Origin of the sequence: Melaminivora alkalimesophila (assembly GCF_000282995.1) — a bacterium.
Classification (GTDB): Bacteria; Pseudomonadota; Gammaproteobacteria; order Burkholderiales; family Burkholderiaceae_C; genus Melaminivora; species Melaminivora alkalimesophila.
The window spans coordinates 1-16,822 of sequence record NZ_ALEE01000703.1 but is presented as its reverse complement, the minus strand read 5'-3'; the positions used below and the strand labels follow the sequence as shown (position 1 = coordinate 16,822).

The following is a 16,822-nucleotide window of genomic DNA, read 5'->3' as shown; positions in this document are numbered from 1 at the left end:
GGCAGCATCGAGCCGATGCTCGAGCCGAAGCACACGATGCCGACCAGCGACAGCCAGACGGTGGCGCCGATCAGCAGATAGTGCTCCCCATAGTCATAGAAGCCCGCGTGCTGCCAGATGAAGATGCGCGCGAAACCGATCGCTCCCAGCCCTGCGCCGAGCACCAAGCTGGTCGGCAGCTCGCGCACGATCACCCGCCACCAGTCGCGCAACCGCACCTCACCGAGCGCCAGCCCGCGGATCAGCAGCGAGGTCGCCTGCGAGCCCGAGTTGCCGCCCGAGCTCATGATCAGCGGGATGAACATCGCCAGCACCACGGCCTTTTCCAGCTGCATCTCGTAGTACTGCATGGCGCTGGCCGTGAGCATCTCGCCGAGGAACAGGATCGCCAGCCAGCCGCCGCGCTTGCGGATCATGGTGCCAAAGCCCGCCTCCAGGTAGGGGACGCCGATGTGCTCGCCACCGCCGAAGCGGCCAATGTCCTCCTGCGCCTCTTCCATCAGCGCGTCGATCACGTCGTCCACGGTGACGATGCCGATCACCTGCGCCTGCTCGTCCACCACCGGCAGCGCCAGGAAGTTGTGGCGCCGGATCAGCCGCGCGACCTCCTCGCGATCGGCCTGCGGCCCCACCGAGATCGGCCGGCTGCCGTTCCACAGCGCGGTCAGCGGCTGCGCCGGATCGGCGCACACCAGCTGGCGCAGCGACAGCACGAAGCGCAGGCTGCCGTGCTCGTCGGCGACGTAGATGGCATAGACCGTCTCGTGGTCGTGCTGCGTCTGGCGGATGTGTTCGAGCGCCTGTGCCACCGTCCAGTCCTGCGGCAGCTGCACGAACTCGGTGGTCATGATGCTGCCGGCCGTTCCCTCCGGATACAGCATGAGGCGCGCCACCGAGCTGCGCGAGGCCGGCGAGAGCAGGCGCAGTGCCTGCTCGCGCTCCTCCTCCATCAGCCGGCCGAGCAGGTCGGACAGCCGGTCCTCGGCGATCGACTCCAGCACGTCGGCGCGCCCCGAGGCCACCACCTTGGCCGCCAGCAGCACGCTGCAGCGCAGGTCGGTGTTCTCCAGCAGCTGGGCGAGGGAGGCCGCATCCAGCCGGTCGGCCAGTTCCATCGCCTCCCTGGGCTTGAGGGTGTTGACGTAGCTGACGGCATCGGCCACGTGGCCGTAGGACTGGAACTGGCGCAGGATGTCTTGCATGGACTTGGGACAGGTAGGGAAAGGCGCCCGGCTGAGCGAACCCCCGGCACGCTGGGGCAGAGCAAGGCACGGCAGCGGCCGGCCGGAACCGGGACATTGTCCCCGAGAGTGGGCAAGGCATTGCGCCGGACGGCGCCGCGCCCTGCCATGCGGTCGGAGCGCCTCAGCCGGCGCGCGCCGCGTCGGCCAGCCGCTGGGCGCAGCGGTTGGCCTCGTCCAGATCCTGGGCCTCGACCATCACGCGCAACAGCGGCTCGGTGCCGCTCGCGCGCACCAGCACCCTGCCCCGCTCGCCCAACTGTTCCTGCACCGCGCGCGTCGCCTCGGCCAAGTGGCGGTTGCGCGTCCAGTCCTGCTGCGGGCTGAGCCGCACGTTGAGCAGCACCTGCGGGAACAGCGGCGCGCCCTCCAGCAGCTCGGCCAGGCTGCGCCCGCTGCGCACGCAGGCCTGCAGCACCTGCAGCGCGCTCACCAACCCATCGCCGGTGGTATGCCGGTCCAGCACCAACAGGTGGCCCGAGCCCTCCCCGCCGAGCAGCCAGCCACGGCGGTGAAGCTCCTCAAGCACGTAGCGGTCGCCCACCTTGGCGCGCACCAGCTCCACCCCGCGCGCCACCAGCGCCTGCTCCACCGCCATGTTGGTCATGAGCGTGCCGACCACACCGGGCACCGGCAGCCCGCAGGCCAGGCGCTCGGCCGCCAGCAGGTACAGCAGCTCGTCGCCGTTGTAGAGCCGCCCGGCACCGTCCACCATCTGCAGCCGGTCCGCGTCGCCATCCAGGGCGATCCCGAAGTCCGCCGCGTTGGCCCGCACCGCGCGCACCAGCGCATCCGGGTGCGTTGCGCCGACCTCGTGGTTGATGTTCATGCCGTCCGGCGCGCAGCCGATGGCGATCACGTCGGCGCCCAGCTCGTGGAACACTTTCGGGGCGATGTGGTAGGCAGCGCCGTGGGCGGCATCCACCACGATGCGCAGGCCATGCAGCGACAGGTCGTGCGAGAAGGTGCTCTTGCAGAACTCGATGTAGCGCCCCGCGGCATCGTCCAGACGCTGGGCGCGACCGAGGTGCGAGGAGTCGGCCCACTGGGGCGGCGTCGCCAGCGCCTGCTCCACCTCCTCCTCCCACGCATCCGGCAGCTTGTTGCCCTGGGCGCTGAAGAACTTGATGCCATTGTCTGGATAGGCGTTGTGGCTGGCGCTGATCACCACGCCCAGGCTGGCGCGCTGAGCACGCGTGAGGTAGGCCACCCCCGGCGTCGGCAACGGGCCGAGCAGCACCACGTCGGCGCCGGCGGAATTCAGCCCGGATTCCAGGGCACTCTCCAGCATGTAGCCGGAGATGCGCGTGTCCTTACCGATCAGCACCGTGGGACGCTCCTCGGTGCGGCGCAGGACCTGGCCGATGGCGTGGCCCAGGCGGAGCACGAAATCTGGAGTGATGGGCGGCTTGCCCACGGTGCCGCGGATGCCGTCGGTGCCGAAATAGCTGCGTGCCATGAGGAATGAGAAAGAGTTGGGAAGGAGGAAAGGGGAAGGGGCAGTTCAGTGGCGCTCGCGATCCATCGCGCTCCAGACCGCCAGCGCCGCCACCGTCTCGCGCACGTCGTGCACGCGCACGATGCGCGCGCCCTGCTCGACCGCCAGCACCGCGGCCGCCACGCTGGGCACTAGGCGCTGGTCCACCGCCAGGCCCGTGACAGTGCCCAGGGACGACTTGCGGGACCACCCCGCAACCCAGGGATAGCCGAGCGCCAGCAGCTCGGGCTGCCGCGCCAGGAGAGCGAAATTCTGCGCGACGGTCTTGCCGAAGCCGATGCCGCTGTCGAGCGCGACACGTGCCCGCTCCACACCCCGCTCTTCCAGGGCGCGCGCGGCCTGCTGCAGGAAGGCGGCGACCTGCGGCACGGCGTCGCCCTGCATGGGCTGGGACTGCATGCTGCGTGGCTCGCCGTGCATGTGCATCAGGCACACGCCGCACCGGCCATGCCGGACCACCACGTCCGCGGCGCCCGGCTGGCGCAGTGCCCAGATGTCGTTGATGACGTCGGCGCCCACGTCGAGCACGGCCTGCATGACTTCGGCCTTGTAAGTATCCACCGAGACGGGGACGCCCAGCGCCACGGCACCGCGCACCACCGGCAGCACGCGCGCCAGCTCCTCGTCCAGCGGCACCGGCGGGCTGCCCGGGCGGGTTGATTCGCCCCCGATGTCGAGGATGTCCGCACCGTCCTTGAGCAGCCGCTCGCAATGGCGCAGGGCCGAGGACGCGCCGGCGTGCCGGCCTCCGTCCGAGAAGGAGTCGGGCGTGGCATTGACGATGCCCATCACGCGCGGGCGCGTCAGGTCGACGTCGAAGCGGGTGGTCTTCCAGAGCATGGGCGCGCCTTCCGGCAAGGCCAACGGGAGGGCTCACATGGGACAAGCGGGGCACCGGGCCCCGCTTGTCTTGGTTTGCGCCTCAGGCAGCCGAAGGCGCCGGGTCCGAATTGACGGCCGGCGTGCCGCCGCCCGAATCGTCACCGCCAGAAGGCGGGCGGCGCGGCGTCCAGTCCTTGGGCGGCCGCGGCTCGCGCCCGGCCATGATGTCGTCGATCTGCTCGGCGTCGATGGTCTCCCATTCGAGCATGGCCTTGGCCATGGCGTGGATCTTGTCCTTGTTCTCCTCGATCAGGCGGCGCGCCAGGTTGTACTGCTCGTCGATGATGCGGCGGACCTCGGCGTCCACCTTTTGCATCGTCTCCTCGGAGATGTTGGTGGTCTTGGTCACTGAGCGGCCCAGGAACACCTCGCCTTCGTTTTCGGCGTACACCATGGGGCCCAGGGCCTCGCTCATGCCGTAGCGCATCACCATGTCGCGGGCGATCGAGGTGGCGCGCTCGAAGTCGTTGCTCGCGCCGGTGGTCATCTGGTTCATGAACACTTCTTCGGCAATGCGCCCGCCAAACAGCATGGCGATCTGGTTGAGCATGTACTCCTTGTCGTAGGAGTAGCGGTCCTTCTCCGGCAGGCTCATGGTCACGCCCAGGGCACGACCGCGCGGGATGATGGTCACCTTGTGCACCGGATCGCACTTCGGTAAAAGCTTGCCGATGAGGGCGTGGCCGGCCTCGTGGTAGGCGGTGTTGCGCCGCTCCTCCTCGGGCATGACCATGGACTTCCTCTCCGGGCCCATGATGATCTTGTCCTTGGCCTTCTCGAAGTCCTGCATCTCCACCACGCGCGCATTGCGGCGCGCCGCCATCAGCGCCGCCTCGTTGCACAGGTTGGCAAGATCCGCGCCGCTCATGCCGGGCGTGCCGCGCGCGATGATCGCCGGGTTCACGTCCTGGCCGATCGGGATCTTGCGCATGTGCACGTTCAGGATCTGCTCGCGGCCCCGGATGTCGGGCAGCGTGACGTAGACCTGGCGGTCGAAGCGTCCCGGGCGCAGCAGGGCCGCGTCCAGGATGTCGGGCCGGTTGGTGGCCGCCACCACGATCACGCCCAGATTGGTCTCGAAGCCGTCCATCTCGACCAGCATCTGGTTGAGCGTCTGCTCGCGCTCGTCGTTTCCTCCCCCCAGGCCCGCGCCCCGCTGGCGGCCCACGGCGTCGATCTCGTCGATGAAGATGATGCAGGGAGCGTTCTTCTTGGCGTTCTCGAACATGTCGCGCACGCGCGCCGCACCCACGCCGACGAACATCTCGACGAAATCCGAGCCCGAGATGGAGAAGAACGGCACCTTGGCCTCGCCGGCAATCGACTTGGCCAGCAGCGTCTTGCCGGTGCCGGGCGGGCCGACCAGCAGCAGGCCGCGCGGGATGCGCCCACCGAGCTTTTGGAACTTCTGCGGGTCCTTGAGGAAGTCCACCACCTCCTTGACCTCTTCCTTGGCCTCGTCGCAACCGGCGACGTCGGCAAAGGTGACGGTGTTGTTGTTCTCGTCGAGCATGCGCGCCTTGGACTTGCCGAAGCTGAACGCCCCGCCCTTGCCGCCGCCCTGCATCTGGCGCATGAAGTACACCCACACGCCGATCAGGAGCAGCATCGGCCCCCAGCTGACCAGCAGCGTCATCAGGAGCGAGCCTTCCTCGCGCGGCTTGACGTCGAACTGGACGTTGTTGTTGATCAGGTCGCCGACCAGGCCGCGGTCGAGGTAGGTGGCGGTGGTGCGGATGCGCCGGTCGTCGTTGGTCACGGCGACGATCTCGGTGCCGCCCGGGCCCTCCTGGATGGTGGCGCTCTTGATGCGGTTGTTGCGCACTTCTTCCAGGAAGGCGGAGTAGCCGATGGTGCCGGCGCCCATGGTGGCGCGGGTGTCAAACTGCTTGAACACCGTGAACAGCACCATGGCGATGACCAGCCATACGGCGACCTTGGAAAACCACTGATTGTTCAAGCCGAACTCCAGATACTGCAAAGAAGAAGGACGGCCCCAGGGATGCGCAAACAGGCCGTCCACGCGCATATGGGGAGGATTTTAGGCGTTTCAACACGGGCGGGGCAGGTACATAACCCTGCACTCCAGGCAGGACAAAAGCGCAGCGGCCCGCAGGCCGGGCCTGGCGCGCTGCCGCCCGGGTCTTCAGCCGCGCCGCTTCAGGCGCATCCCGACCAGGAATGTCTCGGCCGAACGGTCGCGCGAGGCCTTGGGCTTGACCGTCTTGACCACCTGGAAGGTGTTCTTGAACAGCTGCACCAGCTGCGTGTAGCCACTGCCGTGGAACAGCTTGACCACCAGCGCGCCGTCCGGGCGCAGATGCTGCACGGCGAAATCCACGGCCAGCTCGATCAGGTGGGCAATGCGCACCGCATCCACCGATTCGACCCCCGACAGGTTCGGCGCCATGTCCGAGACCACCACGTCCACCGGCCGGCCCTGCACCGCCTCCTGCAGGCGCGCAAGCACCTCGTCCTCGCGGAAGTCGCCCTGCAGGAAGTGCACTCCCTCGATGGGCTCCATCGGCAGGATGTCGAGAGCAATGAGCGTGCCCTGGAGCGCGCCGGCCGCCGCACCGCCCGGGGCCATGCGCCGGCGCAGGTACTGGCTCCAGGCGCCGGGGGCGCTGCCCAGGTCGACCACCACTTGGCCCGGCCGGATCAGGCCCAGCTGCTCGTCGATCTCCTTGAGCTTGTAGGCGGCGCGCGCGCGGTAGCCCTCCTTCTGCGCGAGTTTCACGTAGGGATCGTTGACGTGGTCGCTCAACCACGCCTTGTTCACCTTCTTGCTTTGGGTCCGGGCTTTCATCGTTGAAGAATAATACGGGGATGCCGCAGATCGAACTCACACCCGCCCAGCGTCGGGAACACCGCGCCAACGCGCACCACCTGGACCCCGTCGTGCTGATCGGCGCCGAGGGACTGACCGATGCCGTGCGCCGCGAGGTGGACGCGGCCCTCAAGGCCCATGGGCTGATCAAGGTGCGCGTCTTCGGCGACGACCGCAGCGCGCGCGAGGCCATCTACCAGCAGCTGGCAGCCGAGCTGGACGCCGCGCCCATCCAGCACATCGGCAAGCTGCTGGTGCTCTGGCGGCCCATCCCCCCGAAGGAAAAGACCCCGGACGAGGACCGCAAGCCGGGCCCGCGCGAGGTCAAGGTGCTGAAGTTCGGGCGGCCCGGCCAGCGCCCCGAGGTCAAGCAGCTGCGCGTGCTGGGCAACCAGCGCCTGACGGCCGGCGGGCAGGTCAAGCGCGCCAAGCCCAAGCAGAAATCCGTCAAGAAGCGCCAGGGCCGCTGATGCCCGCGCCCGCGGCGCCCCGGCGCCACATCCTGTGCATGAAATGGGGCAGCAAGTACGGCCCCGAGTACGTGAACCGGCTGTACGCGATGGTGCGGCGCCACCTGCCGGGCGATTTCCAGTTCAATTGCCTGACCGACGACGCGAGCGGCATCCGGCCGGAAGTGCACTGCTTTCCCATCCCGGCGCTGGACCTGCCGGCCGGCATCCCCGAGCGCGGCTGGAAAAAGCTCGCCACCTTCGCCGCCGACCTGCACGGCCTGCGCGGCACCGCCCTGTTCCTCGACGTGGACGTGGTGGTGGTCGGGCCGCTGGAGGAATTCTTCACCCAGCCGGGCGAATTCCTCATCATCCACGACTACAAGCGCCCGTGGCGCATCACCGGCAACTCCTCCGTCTACCGCTTCGAGCTGGGCGCCCACCCGGACGTGCTGGAGTATTTCCGCAGCCACGTCGAAGAGGTGCGCCAGCGCTTTCGCAACGAGCAGGCCTACCTGTCGGATTTCCTGCACCGCCAGGGGCGCCTGGCCTATTGGCCGCGGGGCTGGTGCCCGAGCTTCAAGTACCACAGCATCCCGCGCTGGCCTTCCAACTACTGGAAGGCGCCGCAGGTGCCGCCGGGCGCGCGCATCGTGGTCTTCCACGGTGAATGCAATCCGCCGGACGCCCTCGCCGGGCGGCGCAACCGGCGCTTTCGCCACATCGAGCCCGCCACCTGGGTGGCGGACCATTGGCGGGAGTAGCGGCTCGGGGCGGCCTCAGGGACGCCGCCCCGTCACCTTCAGCAGCACCCCCAGGGCACACAGCCACTGCGCCATATACATCAGGCTGCCGACGCCGTGCCACAGGCGCAGGTTCTGGCGCGCGACGATGCGCGGCGCCACGCCGAACTGCACGAGCATCGCCAGCAGCATCCCCAGCACCACCAGGACCAGGCCCGTCCGCGCCCACGCCTCGGGCTGTTCCGCGTGCCGGCGCCGCGACAGGAGGAGCAGCGCCGCGCCCATGGCCAGCGAGACCCAGGTCTGCGCCTCGAACAGGCGCGCCGCCGTGTTGCCCGCCAGGATGGGGTTCGGCAGATGCGCGAACAGCAGCGGCACCGCCATGAAACCGATGGCGCTCAGGCTGCCCCACCACAGGGCCGCCGCCAGCACGGGCAGTCGCTCGCGCACCTGCGCCCTTCCTCAGAGGTAGCTGACGCCGACGATCTCGTAGTGGCGCACCCCGCCCGGGGCCTGCACCTCGGCGGTGTCGCCCTCTTCCTTGCCGATCAGGGCACGGGCGATCGGGCTGCCGACGTTGATCAGGCCAAGCTTCAGGTCGGCCTCGTCCTCGCCGACGATCTGGTACCTGACGGTTTCGCCCGTCTCCTCGTCCTGCAGCTCGACGGTGGCGCCAAACACCACGCGCCCGCCAGCATCCAGGGTCGAGGGATCGATCACCTGCGCTGCCGCGAGCTTGGCCTCCACCTCGGCAATCCGCCCCTCGACGAAGCCCTGGCGGTCCTTGGCCGCTTCGTACTCGGCGTTCTCGCTCAGGTCGCCCTGAGCGCGCGCCTCAGCAATGGCGTTGATCACGGCGGGGCGCTCCACGGTCTTGAGGCGGTGCAGCTCCTGCTTGAGCTGCTCGGCGCCGCGCTTGGTCAGGGGAATGGTGGCCATGGGAACTTCGGTCTCCTGGGGTTGGCAAAGGACAAACGCAAAAAGCAAACCGCCGGGCGTTGCCGCGCGGCGGTCTGGGCAAAGGGGATGCCCGCGATTATGCCGCGTTTGCCGCCGCCGCGGCACTGCCCAGGCGGGCGTGCAGCTCCTGCAGCGAACACACGTCCAGGCTCTCCAGGTGCTTGAGGCCCTCCACCGCCGCCTCGGCGCCGAAGATAGTGGTGAAGGTGGTCACGCGCGCCTGCAGCGAGCTGGTGCGGATGGCGCGCGAGTCGGCGATGGCGTTGCGCCGCTCCTCCACCGTGTTGATGACCATCGAGATCTCGTTGTTCTTGATGGCGTCCACGATGTGCGGGCGGCCCTCGGTCACCTTGTTGACCACCTGCACCGGGATGCCGGCCTCGGCCAGCGCCGCGGCCGTGCCCTTGGTCGCCAACAGCTCGAAGCCCATGGCCGCGAGGTCGCGCGCGATCGGCAGCACGCGCGGCTTGTCGCTGTTCTTCACGGTGAGGAACACCTTGCCCGAGCGCGGCAGCCGCGTGCCGGCGCCCAGCTGGCTCTTCACGAAGGCTTCGCCGAAGGTCTGGCCGACCCCCATCACCTCGCCGGTGGACTTCATCTCCGGGCCGAGGATGGTGTCCACGCCGGGGAACTTGACGAAGGGGAAGACGGCCTCCTTGACGCTGAAGTACGGCGGCGTCACCTCGCGGGTCACGCCCTGCCCCGCCAGCGTCTGGCCCGCCATGCAGCGCGCCGCCACCTTGGCCAGCTGCACGCCGGTGGCCTTGGAGACGAAGGGAACCGTGCGGCTGGCGCGCGGGTTCACCTCCAGCACGTAGATCACGTCGCCGCCTTCGGTTTCCTGGATGGCGAACTGCACGTTCATCAGCCCGACCACGTTCAGGCCCTCGGCCAGCAGCGCCGTCTGGCGCTTGATCTCGGCGACCGTCCCGGCCGACAGGTAGTACGGCGGCAGCGAGCAGGCGGAGTCGCCCGAATGCACGCCGGCCTGCTCGATGTGCTCCATCACGCCGCCGATGAACACCTGCCCGTCCTTGTCGCGCACGCAGTCCACGTCGCACTCGATGGCGTTGGACAGGAAGCGGTCCAGCAGCACGGGTGAGTCGTTGGAGACCTTCACGGCCTCGCGCATGTAGCGTTCCAGGTCACGCTGCTCGTGCACGATCTCCATGGCGCGCCCGCCCAGCACGTAGCTCGGGCGCACGACCAGCGGATAGCCCAGGGCAGCAGCCTTTTCCAGCGCCTCTTCTTCGGTGCGCGCCGTGGCGTTGGGCGGCTGGCGCAGGCCGAGATCGTTGAGCAGCTTCTGGAAGCGCTCGCGGTCCTCGGCGGCGTCGATCATGTCGGGCGAGGTGCCGATGATCGGCACGCCTTCCTTCTCCAGGCCCAGGGCGAGCTTGAGCGGCGTCTGGCCGCCGTACTGCACGATCACGCCCTCGGGCTTTTCCAGGTCGACGATCTCCAGCACGTCCTCGAGCGTCAGCGGCTCGAAGTACAGGCGGTCGGAGGTGTCGTAGTCGGTTGAGACCGTCTCGGGGTTGCAGTTGACCATGATGGTCTCGTAGCCGTCCTCGCGCATGGCGAGCGCCGCGTGCACGCAGCAGTAGTCGAACTCGATGCCCTGGCCGATGCGGTTCGGCCCGCCGCCCAGCACCATGATCTTCTTCCTGGTCGTCGGCTCCGCCTCGCACTCGTCCTCGTAGGTCGAATACATGTAGGCGGTGTTGGTCGGGAATTCGCCCGCGCAGGTATCGACGCGCTTGTAGACTGGGCGCACGCCCAGGCTGCGGCGCGCCTCGCGCACGGCTTTCTCATCCGTCTTGAGCAGCTTGGCCAGGCGCCGGTCGGAAAAGCCCTTGCGCTTCAAGGTACGCAGCGTCGCCGCGTCGAGGCTCGCCAGCGCACCTTCGCCCTTGTCTTCCGCGAGCTTGTCCAGATCCAGCTCGATCTTCACGATCTCCTCGATCTGCACCAGGAACCACTTGTCGATCTTCGTCAGGTCATGCACCTCGTCCACCGACAGGCCCATGGCGAAGGCATCGCCCACGTACCAGATGCGCTCGGGGCCGGGCTCGCCCAGCTCCTTTTCCAGCAGTTCCCGGTCCTGGGTCTTCTCGTTCATGCCGTCCACGCCCACTTCCAGGCCGCGCAGGGCCTTCTGGAAGGATTCCTGGAAGGTCCTGCCCATGGCCATGACCTCGCCCACGCTCTTCATCTGCGTGGTCAGGCGCGAGTCCGCCATGGGGAATTTCTCGAAGGCAAAGCGCGGAATCTTGGTGACCACGTAGTCGATGGTCGGCTCGAAGCTGGCCGGCGTGGCGCCGCCGGTGATCTCGTTCTTGAGCTCATCCAGCGTGTAGCCCACGGCGAGCTTGGCGGCTATTTTTGCGATCGGAAAACCCGTGGCCTTGGAGGCCAGCGCCGAGGAGCGCGACACGCGCGGGTTCATCTCGATCACGATCATGCGCCCGTCCTTGGGGTTGACCGCGAACTGCACGTTCGAGCCGCCCGTGTCCACGCCGATCTCGCGCAGCACGGCGAGGCTGGCGTTGCGCATGATCTGGTATTCCTTGTCGGACAGGGTCTGGGCCGGCGCCACGGTGATGGAGTCGCCGGTGTGCACGCCCATGGGATCGAGGTTTTCGATCGAGCACACGATGATGCAGTTGTCCGCGCGGTCGCGCACCACCTCCATCTCGTATTCCTTCCAGCCCAGCAGCGACTCCTCGATCAGCAGCTCGCTGGTCGGCGAGGCCTCCAGGCCGCGCTTGGCAATCGTCTCGAACTCTTCCGGGTTGTAGGCGATGCCGCCGCCCGTGCCGCCGAGCGTGAAGCTGGGGCGGATGACAGCCGGAAAGCCCACCGTCTTCTGGACGGCCCAGGCCTCGTCCATGGTGTGGGCGATGCCGGAGCGCGCCGACTCCAGGCCGATGCGCGTCATCGCGTCCTTGAATTTCAGGCGGTCCTCGGCCTTGTCGATGGCCTCGGGCTTGGCGCCGATCAGCTCCACGCGGTACTTGTTCAGCACCCCGTTCTTCCACAGGTCGAGCGCGCAGTTGAGCGCCGTCTGGCCGCCCATGGTGGGCAGGATGGCGTCGGGGCGCTCCTTGGCGATGATTTTTTCGACCGTCTGCCAGGTGATGGGCTCGATATAGGTCACGTCGGCCGTGGCCGGGTCGGTCATGATCGTCGCGGGGTTGCTGTTGATCAGGATGACGCGGTAGCCCTCCTCGCGCAGCGCCTTGCAGGCCTGCACGCCGGAGTAGTCGAATTCGCAGGCCTGGCCGATGATGATCGGGCCGGCGCCGATGATGAGGATGCTCTTGATGTCTGTGCGTTTTGGCATGGTGGGTGCGTCAGTCGGCCGCAGCGGCGGGGGCGCTGCCGGGGCGGCGCGTGGCAAGGCGCTCGAGCAGCGCCTGGGCGCGCTCGGCGGGCAGGTTCTTCTGCATGAGCTGGATCAGGCCGTCGCCCTTGATCAGCGGGCGCAGCACTTCAGCCTCGGCCTCGTGGAAGCTCACGTCCCACTCGGCCAGGCCCTGGGCGAAGGTCTCGTCGTCCCAGGTCTTGCCCTTGGCGACCAGCGTCACCAGCGGCATGGCCTTGTTCTGCACGAAGGACTTCTTGTAGGGCTTTTGCTGCCAGCGCTCGGCGAACCACTCGCGGTGGGGTGACGGCAGCGTCAGGATGCGCTTGTGGATCGCCTTTTCCAGGGCCGCTGCGGGGAAGCTGAACAACTTCATGGCGAGGCGCCCGGCTCAGGCGGCCTGCTTCGCCCGAGCCTCGCGCATGGAGTCGGTGAAGCGGTCGAAGAGGTGGGCGATGTCGTGCGGGCCGGAGGACGCTTCCGGATGACCCTGGAAGGAGAACGCCGGGCGGTCCGTGTGTTCCAGGCCCTGCAGCGTGCCGTCGAACAGGCTCAGGTGCGTGGCGCGCAGGTGGGCGGGTATCGACGCGAGGTCCACTGCGAAGCCGTGGTTCTGGCTGGTGATGCTGACGCGGCCGCTGTCCACGCCCTTCACGGGGTGGTTGCAGCCATGGTGGCTGTTGTCCATCTTGAAGGTCTGGGCGCCGGCGGCGAGCGCCATGATCTGGTGGCCCAGGCAGATGCCGAAAGTGGGCACGCCGGCCTCGACGATCTCGCGCACCGCGGCGATGGCGTAGTCGCACGCGGCCGGGTCGCCCGGGCCGTTGGACAGGAAGACGCCATCGGGCTGCATCGCCAGCACCTCGGCCGCGGGCGTGCGCGCCGGCACCACCGTCAGCCGGCAGCCGCGCTGGGCCAGCATGCGCAGGATGTTGCGCTTGACGCCGAAGTCGTAGGCAACGACGTGGAACTGCGGGTCCGTCAGCCGGCCGAAGCCCTTGCCCAGTTCCCACTCGGTCTCGTTCCAGGTGTAGGGCGTGCGCGTGCTGACCACGCTCGCCAGGTCCAGGCCCTTCATGGACGGGGCGTTGCGCGCTGCAGCGATTGCCGCGTCGATGTGCTCCTGCGTGACTTCCTCGCCGGTTGCCAGGGCGACGATGGCACCGTTTTGCGCGCCGCCGCTGCGCAGCAGGCGCGTGAGCCGGCGCGTGTCCACCTCGGCGATGGCGACGCAGCCCTGGCGCACCAGGTAGTCCGACAGGGATTCGGTGCTGCGGAAGTTGCTGGCGATGGGCGAGAGCGCCCGGATGACGAGACCGGCGGCGTGGATCCGGTCGGCCTCCACATCTTCCTCATTGGTGCCGTAGCTGCCGATATGCGGATACGTGAGCGTCACGATCTGCTGGCAGTAGCTGGGGTCGGTGAGGATTTCCTGGTAGCCGGTGAGCGAGGTGTTGAACACCATCTCGCCGGCCGTGGTGCCGGTGGCACCGATGGATTGGCCGATAAGGACCGTGCCGTCTGCAAGCGCCAGGATGGCGGGCGGGAAGGATCCCTTGAGAGACAAGAGCACTGGGTTCTCCGAAAAAATGCGGGTCGCCCGGTGGCCTGCAGGGGAACGCGCCCTGCAGGCTGCTGCTCGTGGGTAGGATGCTTTGGTGCGGCCGGGCGACTGTTTGGCGGCAAAGCCCTTCATTGTAGCGCGGCGCCTGGCCGGCGCAGGCCTCGCCGTGGCCGTTTTTCCCCGGCCACCAGCCCGCGTTCAGCGCCGCCGTGCCGCGCGCACGCCAGCCACCGCGGCCACCGCGGCAAGCACCTTGTTGAGCCGCCCCGCGTCCGCGACTTCCACCGTGAAGGTCATCCAGGCGGTGCCGCGCACCGACTGGGTCTGCACCCCGATCACGTTCGTCTTCTCGCGCGCGAAGACCTCGGAGATGTCGCGCAGCAGGCCCTGGCGGTCGGCGGCCTCGACCGAGACGTCGACCGGGTACACGGCGGCCTTGCCGGACTGGGCCCCGGTCCCGCCCCACTCGACCTCGATGATGCGCTCGGTGTTGCGGGCCGCCATCTCGCGGAAGTTTCTGCAATCGCTGCGGTGCACGCTCACGCCCTTGCCGCGCGTCACGAAGCCACCGATCGGGTCGGGCGGCGCCGGCCGGCAGCACTTGGCGAGCTGCGTCATCAGCGAGTCGATGCCGACCACCAGCACGCCCCGCCCCGCGCCTTCGCCGCCGCGCGACTTGCGCAGCGGCAACGTCGGTGTGGCCGCCTCGGCCTCGGCCGGTGGCGGGCGCAGCAGCGTCTCGATGGTGCGCAGCGAGAACTCGTCCTTGCCGACCACTTCGAACAGGGCGTCGGCGGTCTTGAAGCCCAGCTGCGCCGCCAGTTCGTCGAGCTTGAGCGCCGTCTTGCCCTCGCGCTGCAGCAGCTTCTCGACCGCCTCGCGGCCGCGGGCGATGGTGGCCTGCGTGGCCTGGGCATTGAACCAGGCGCGCACCTTGGCCTTGGCGCGGCTGCTGTGGAGGTAGCCCAGCTCCGGGTTGAGCCAATCGCGCGAGGGCCGCCCTTCCTTGACCGTCGTGATCTCCACGGTCTGGCCGTTGTGCAGGGGCGTGTTGAGCGGCACCATGACCCCGTCGACGCGCGCACCGCGGCAGCGGTGGCCGACGCTGGTGTGGATTGCGTAGGCAAAGTCCAGGGGCGTTGCGCCCTGCGGCAGCTCGACCACCGCGGCGTCGGGGGTGAGCACGTAGATGCGGTCCTCGAACAGGCCCTGGCCGGCCGCCCCGGAGAGGTCGCGCTCCCAGGCCAGCAGCTGGCGCAGCACCGCGATCTTCGCGTCGTATTCGCTGCTGGCCGACACCCCTGCATAGCCCTTGGCGCCCGCCTCCTTGTAGGCCCAGTGCGCCGCCACGCCGCTCTCGGCGTGGTCGTGCATGGCCTGGGTGCGGATCTGGATCTCGATCGCCTTGCCCGCCTCGTCGCGCACCACGGTGTGCAGCGACTGGTAGCCATTGGGCTTGGGCCGGGCGATGTAGTCGTCGAACTCGGCCTCGATGGGCTCGAAGCTGCTGTGCACCCAGCTGAGGGCGGCATAGCAGTCCTTGACCGTCGGCACGATCACGCGCAGCGCGCGGATGTCGAACAGCTGGTCGAAGTCCAGCGACTTGCCGCGCATCTTCTTGACGATGCTGTAGATGTGCTTGGGCCGCCCGGTCACGACAGCGCTGATGCTGTGGGCGCGCAGCTCGCCCTCCAGCCGGGTGCGCAGCTGCTCCATGTAGTGCTCACGCTCGGCGCGCTTCTCGTCGAGCAGCCGGGCGATCTCGCGGTAGGTCTCCGGCTCCAGGAAACGGAAGGCCAGGTCTTCCATCTCCCACTTGATCTGCCAGATGCCCAGCCGGTTGGCCAGCGGCGCGAACACCTGCAGGGCCTCGCGCGCCAGCGCCGGCGAGGCCGGGCGCCGGGAGGCGGCGCAATAGCGCAGCGTCTGCAGCCGGGACGCCAGGCGCAGCAGCACCACGCGCAGGTCGCGCGAGAAGGCCAGCAGCATCTTGCGCACGTTCTCGGTCTGGGCGGCCGTGTCATCCACCGGCTGGCCCACCACCTGGGCGTCGCGCGCCTGGCGCTGCACGTGCATCAGCTTGGTGGTCTCCACCGCCAGCGCCGCCAGGTTGTCGCCGAAGGCCTTGGCGATCACCTCCTGTGGGCGGTTCAGGTGCACGCAGGTGTGGACCAGGTAGGCGGCCGCCTGCAGCGCCTCGGAGCTGCCCAGCGAGCGCAGGATGGCGCACACGCCCTCGGCATGCGCCAGCGCGTTTTCGCCGGTGTCGAGCGTCTCGCCCGCCAGCAGCGGCGTGGCAAAGGCACGGGCCCGCGCGAGCGCGTCCTCCTGCCCCGGCGGGAGCGGCGCGGTGGCAGCGAGCACCTGCGGCACGCCCGCCGTGTGCGGCGATCCTTCGGCGATCTTCATGGGGCGTCCGCGTCCAGCAGGAACCGGCGCACCACCTCGACCTGGGCCGGGTCGACCAGCGTGGGTGCATGGCCCACGCCCTCGAACTGCACCAGCTGCGCGCGCGGCCCACAACCGGTCATGCGCTCGGCCGTGGCCGGGGAGAGCAGGTCCGACTGCGCCCCGCGCAACAACAGGGTGCGGGCACTGACCTGCCCATACAGCTGCCACAGCAGCGCTTCGCCGTCGGCGGCGTCCTGGGGCTGGATGGAGCGAAACGGCACAGCGATCGCGGGGTCGTAGTGCAGCCTGAAACCCCCTTGTGGGGCCGGCCGCAGCATGGGCCGGGACAGTGCCAGCCATTGTTCGCGGGTGTGCGGCCCGAAGCTGCTCGAGATCTGCCACAGGGCATCGGCTGCCTGCGCCTCGCTGGCGAAGATCAGCGGCGCGCCGAGGTACTGCCCGATGCGCACCAGCGCGTCCCATTCAAGCGCCGGGCCCACGTCGTTGAGCACCAGCCGGCGCACCGGCGCGGGCAGCGGCAGGCCCGGTTGGCCGGCCAGCAGCAGGCCGATCAGCCCCCCCATGCTGGTGCCGACCCAGTCGAGCGTGTGGATGGGAAACTCGGCGTGCAGCTGCGCGAGCAACGCCAGCATGTCCGCCGCGTAGACCGGGAGCTGGTAGCCCTGCGGATCGGCCAGCCAGTCGCTGTGGCCCCGCCCCACCACGTCCGGGCAGGCGATGCGCGCGTGCGGCGCGAGCGTCCGCGCCAGCACGTCGAAGTCCCGCCCCTGGCGCGACAGGCCGTGGACACACACGACCACGTGGCCCGCGTCCGCGCCACCGCCGCTCCATTGCCAGAACGCCATCCGATGTCCGGCGTCTTGCGCAGCGCCGGCA

Annotated in this window: 14 protein-coding genes; 2 read left to right on the top strand and 12 right to left on the bottom strand. The window is 68.9% G+C overall.

Annotated features, from left to right (window positions below):
- From mgtE to A612_RS13680, 5 genes are all read right to left on the bottom strand, one after another.
- Positions 1-1,202: magnesium transporter (gene mgtE / locus A612_RS13700; RefSeq protein WP_019375030.1), on the bottom strand; the 1,202-nt coding region annotated here is incomplete at its 3' end.
- A gap of 163 nt (positions 1,203-1,365) precedes the next feature.
- Positions 1,366-2,700, bottom strand: coding sequence for a phosphoglucosamine mutase (gene glmM, locus A612_RS13695; protein ID WP_019375029.1), 1,335 nt, complete (start codon positions 2,698-2,700; stop codon positions 1,366-1,368).
- A gap of 45 nt (positions 2,701-2,745) precedes the next feature.
- Positions 2,746-3,579 carry a dihydropteroate synthase gene (gene folP, locus A612_RS13690; protein ID WP_019375028.1) on the bottom strand — a complete coding sequence of 278 codons (834 nt, stop codon included), beginning with the start codon at positions 3,577-3,579 and terminating at the stop codon, positions 2,746-2,748.
- An 82-nt stretch (positions 3,580-3,661) separates the two neighbouring features.
- Entirely contained in the window at positions 3,662-5,581 is a 1,920-nt protein-coding gene (gene ftsH / locus A612_RS13685) for an ATP-dependent zinc metalloprotease FtsH (RefSeq protein ID WP_040436964.1), read from the bottom strand.
- A gap of 186 nt (positions 5,582-5,767) precedes the next feature.
- Positions 5,768-6,430, bottom strand: coding sequence for an RlmE family RNA methyltransferase (locus A612_RS13680; protein WP_019375026.1), 663 nt, complete (start codon positions 6,428-6,430; stop codon positions 5,768-5,770).
- Positions 6,431-6,450: 20 nt separating this feature from the next.
- Here A612_RS13680 and A612_RS13675 point away from each other — a divergent pair, with 20 nt between their 5' ends.
- Together A612_RS13675 and A612_RS13670 are read left to right on the top strand one after the other, a co-directional pair.
- A complete protein-coding gene (locus tag A612_RS13675) occupies positions 6,451-6,921 on the top strand; it encodes a YhbY family RNA-binding protein (RefSeq protein WP_019375025.1) in 471 nt (156 codons plus the stop codon).
- Positions 6,921-7,664, top strand: a complete 744-nt coding sequence (locus tag A612_RS13670; protein ID WP_019375024.1) for a hypothetical protein — start codon at positions 6,921-6,923, stop codon at positions 7,662-7,664. Before A612_RS13675 ends, A612_RS13670 begins: the two co-directional genes overlap by 1 nt.
- Before the next feature lie 15 nt (positions 7,665-7,679).
- Here A612_RS13670 and A612_RS13665 read toward each other — a convergent pair whose 3' ends face one another.
- The 7 genes from A612_RS13665 to A612_RS13635 all read right to left on the bottom strand — a co-directional run bounded on the left by A612_RS13665 (position 7,680) and on the right by A612_RS13635 (position 16,791).
- Positions 7,680-8,093: a DUF4149 domain-containing protein gene (locus A612_RS13665; RefSeq protein ID WP_019375023.1), complete on the bottom strand. Its 414-nt coding sequence runs from the start codon at positions 8,091-8,093 to the stop codon at positions 7,680-7,682.
- Between the two features lie 12 nt (positions 8,094-8,105).
- Positions 8,106-8,582 (bottom strand): transcription elongation factor GreA, encoded by a 477-nt coding sequence (greA, locus tag A612_RS13660; RefSeq protein WP_019375022.1) that lies wholly within the window; start codon positions 8,580-8,582, stop codon positions 8,106-8,108.
- 97 nt (positions 8,583-8,679) lie between these two features.
- On the bottom strand, positions 8,680-11,949 hold the full coding sequence (carB, locus tag A612_RS13655) for a carbamoyl-phosphate synthase large subunit (protein WP_019375021.1): 3,270 nt from the start codon (positions 11,947-11,949) through the stop codon (positions 8,680-8,682).
- A gap of 10 nt (positions 11,950-11,959) precedes the next feature.
- Complete coding sequence (locus tag A612_RS13650; protein ID WP_019375020.1) at positions 11,960-12,346, bottom strand: hypothetical protein; 387 nt, start codon at positions 12,344-12,346, stop codon at positions 11,960-11,962.
- Positions 12,347-12,361: 15 nt separating this feature from the next.
- The gene (carA, locus tag A612_RS13645) at positions 12,362-13,543 is read right to left on the bottom strand and encodes a glutamine-hydrolyzing carbamoyl-phosphate synthase small subunit (protein ID WP_019375019.1); all 1,182 of its coding nucleotides are present in this window, start codon (positions 13,541-13,543) and stop codon (positions 12,362-12,364) included.
- Positions 13,544-13,732: 189 nt separating this feature from the next.
- A complete protein-coding gene (locus A612_RS13640; RefSeq protein ID WP_019375018.1) occupies positions 13,733-15,943 on the bottom strand; it encodes a RelA/SpoT family protein in 2,211 nt (736 codons plus the stop codon).
- A complete protein-coding gene (locus A612_RS13635) occupies positions 15,940-16,791 on the bottom strand; it encodes an alpha/beta fold hydrolase (protein ID WP_019375017.1) in 852 nt (283 codons plus the stop codon). The genes A612_RS13640 and A612_RS13635 overlap by 4 nt, the downstream gene beginning before the upstream one ends.
- Positions 16,792-16,822: the final 31 nt, after the last annotated feature.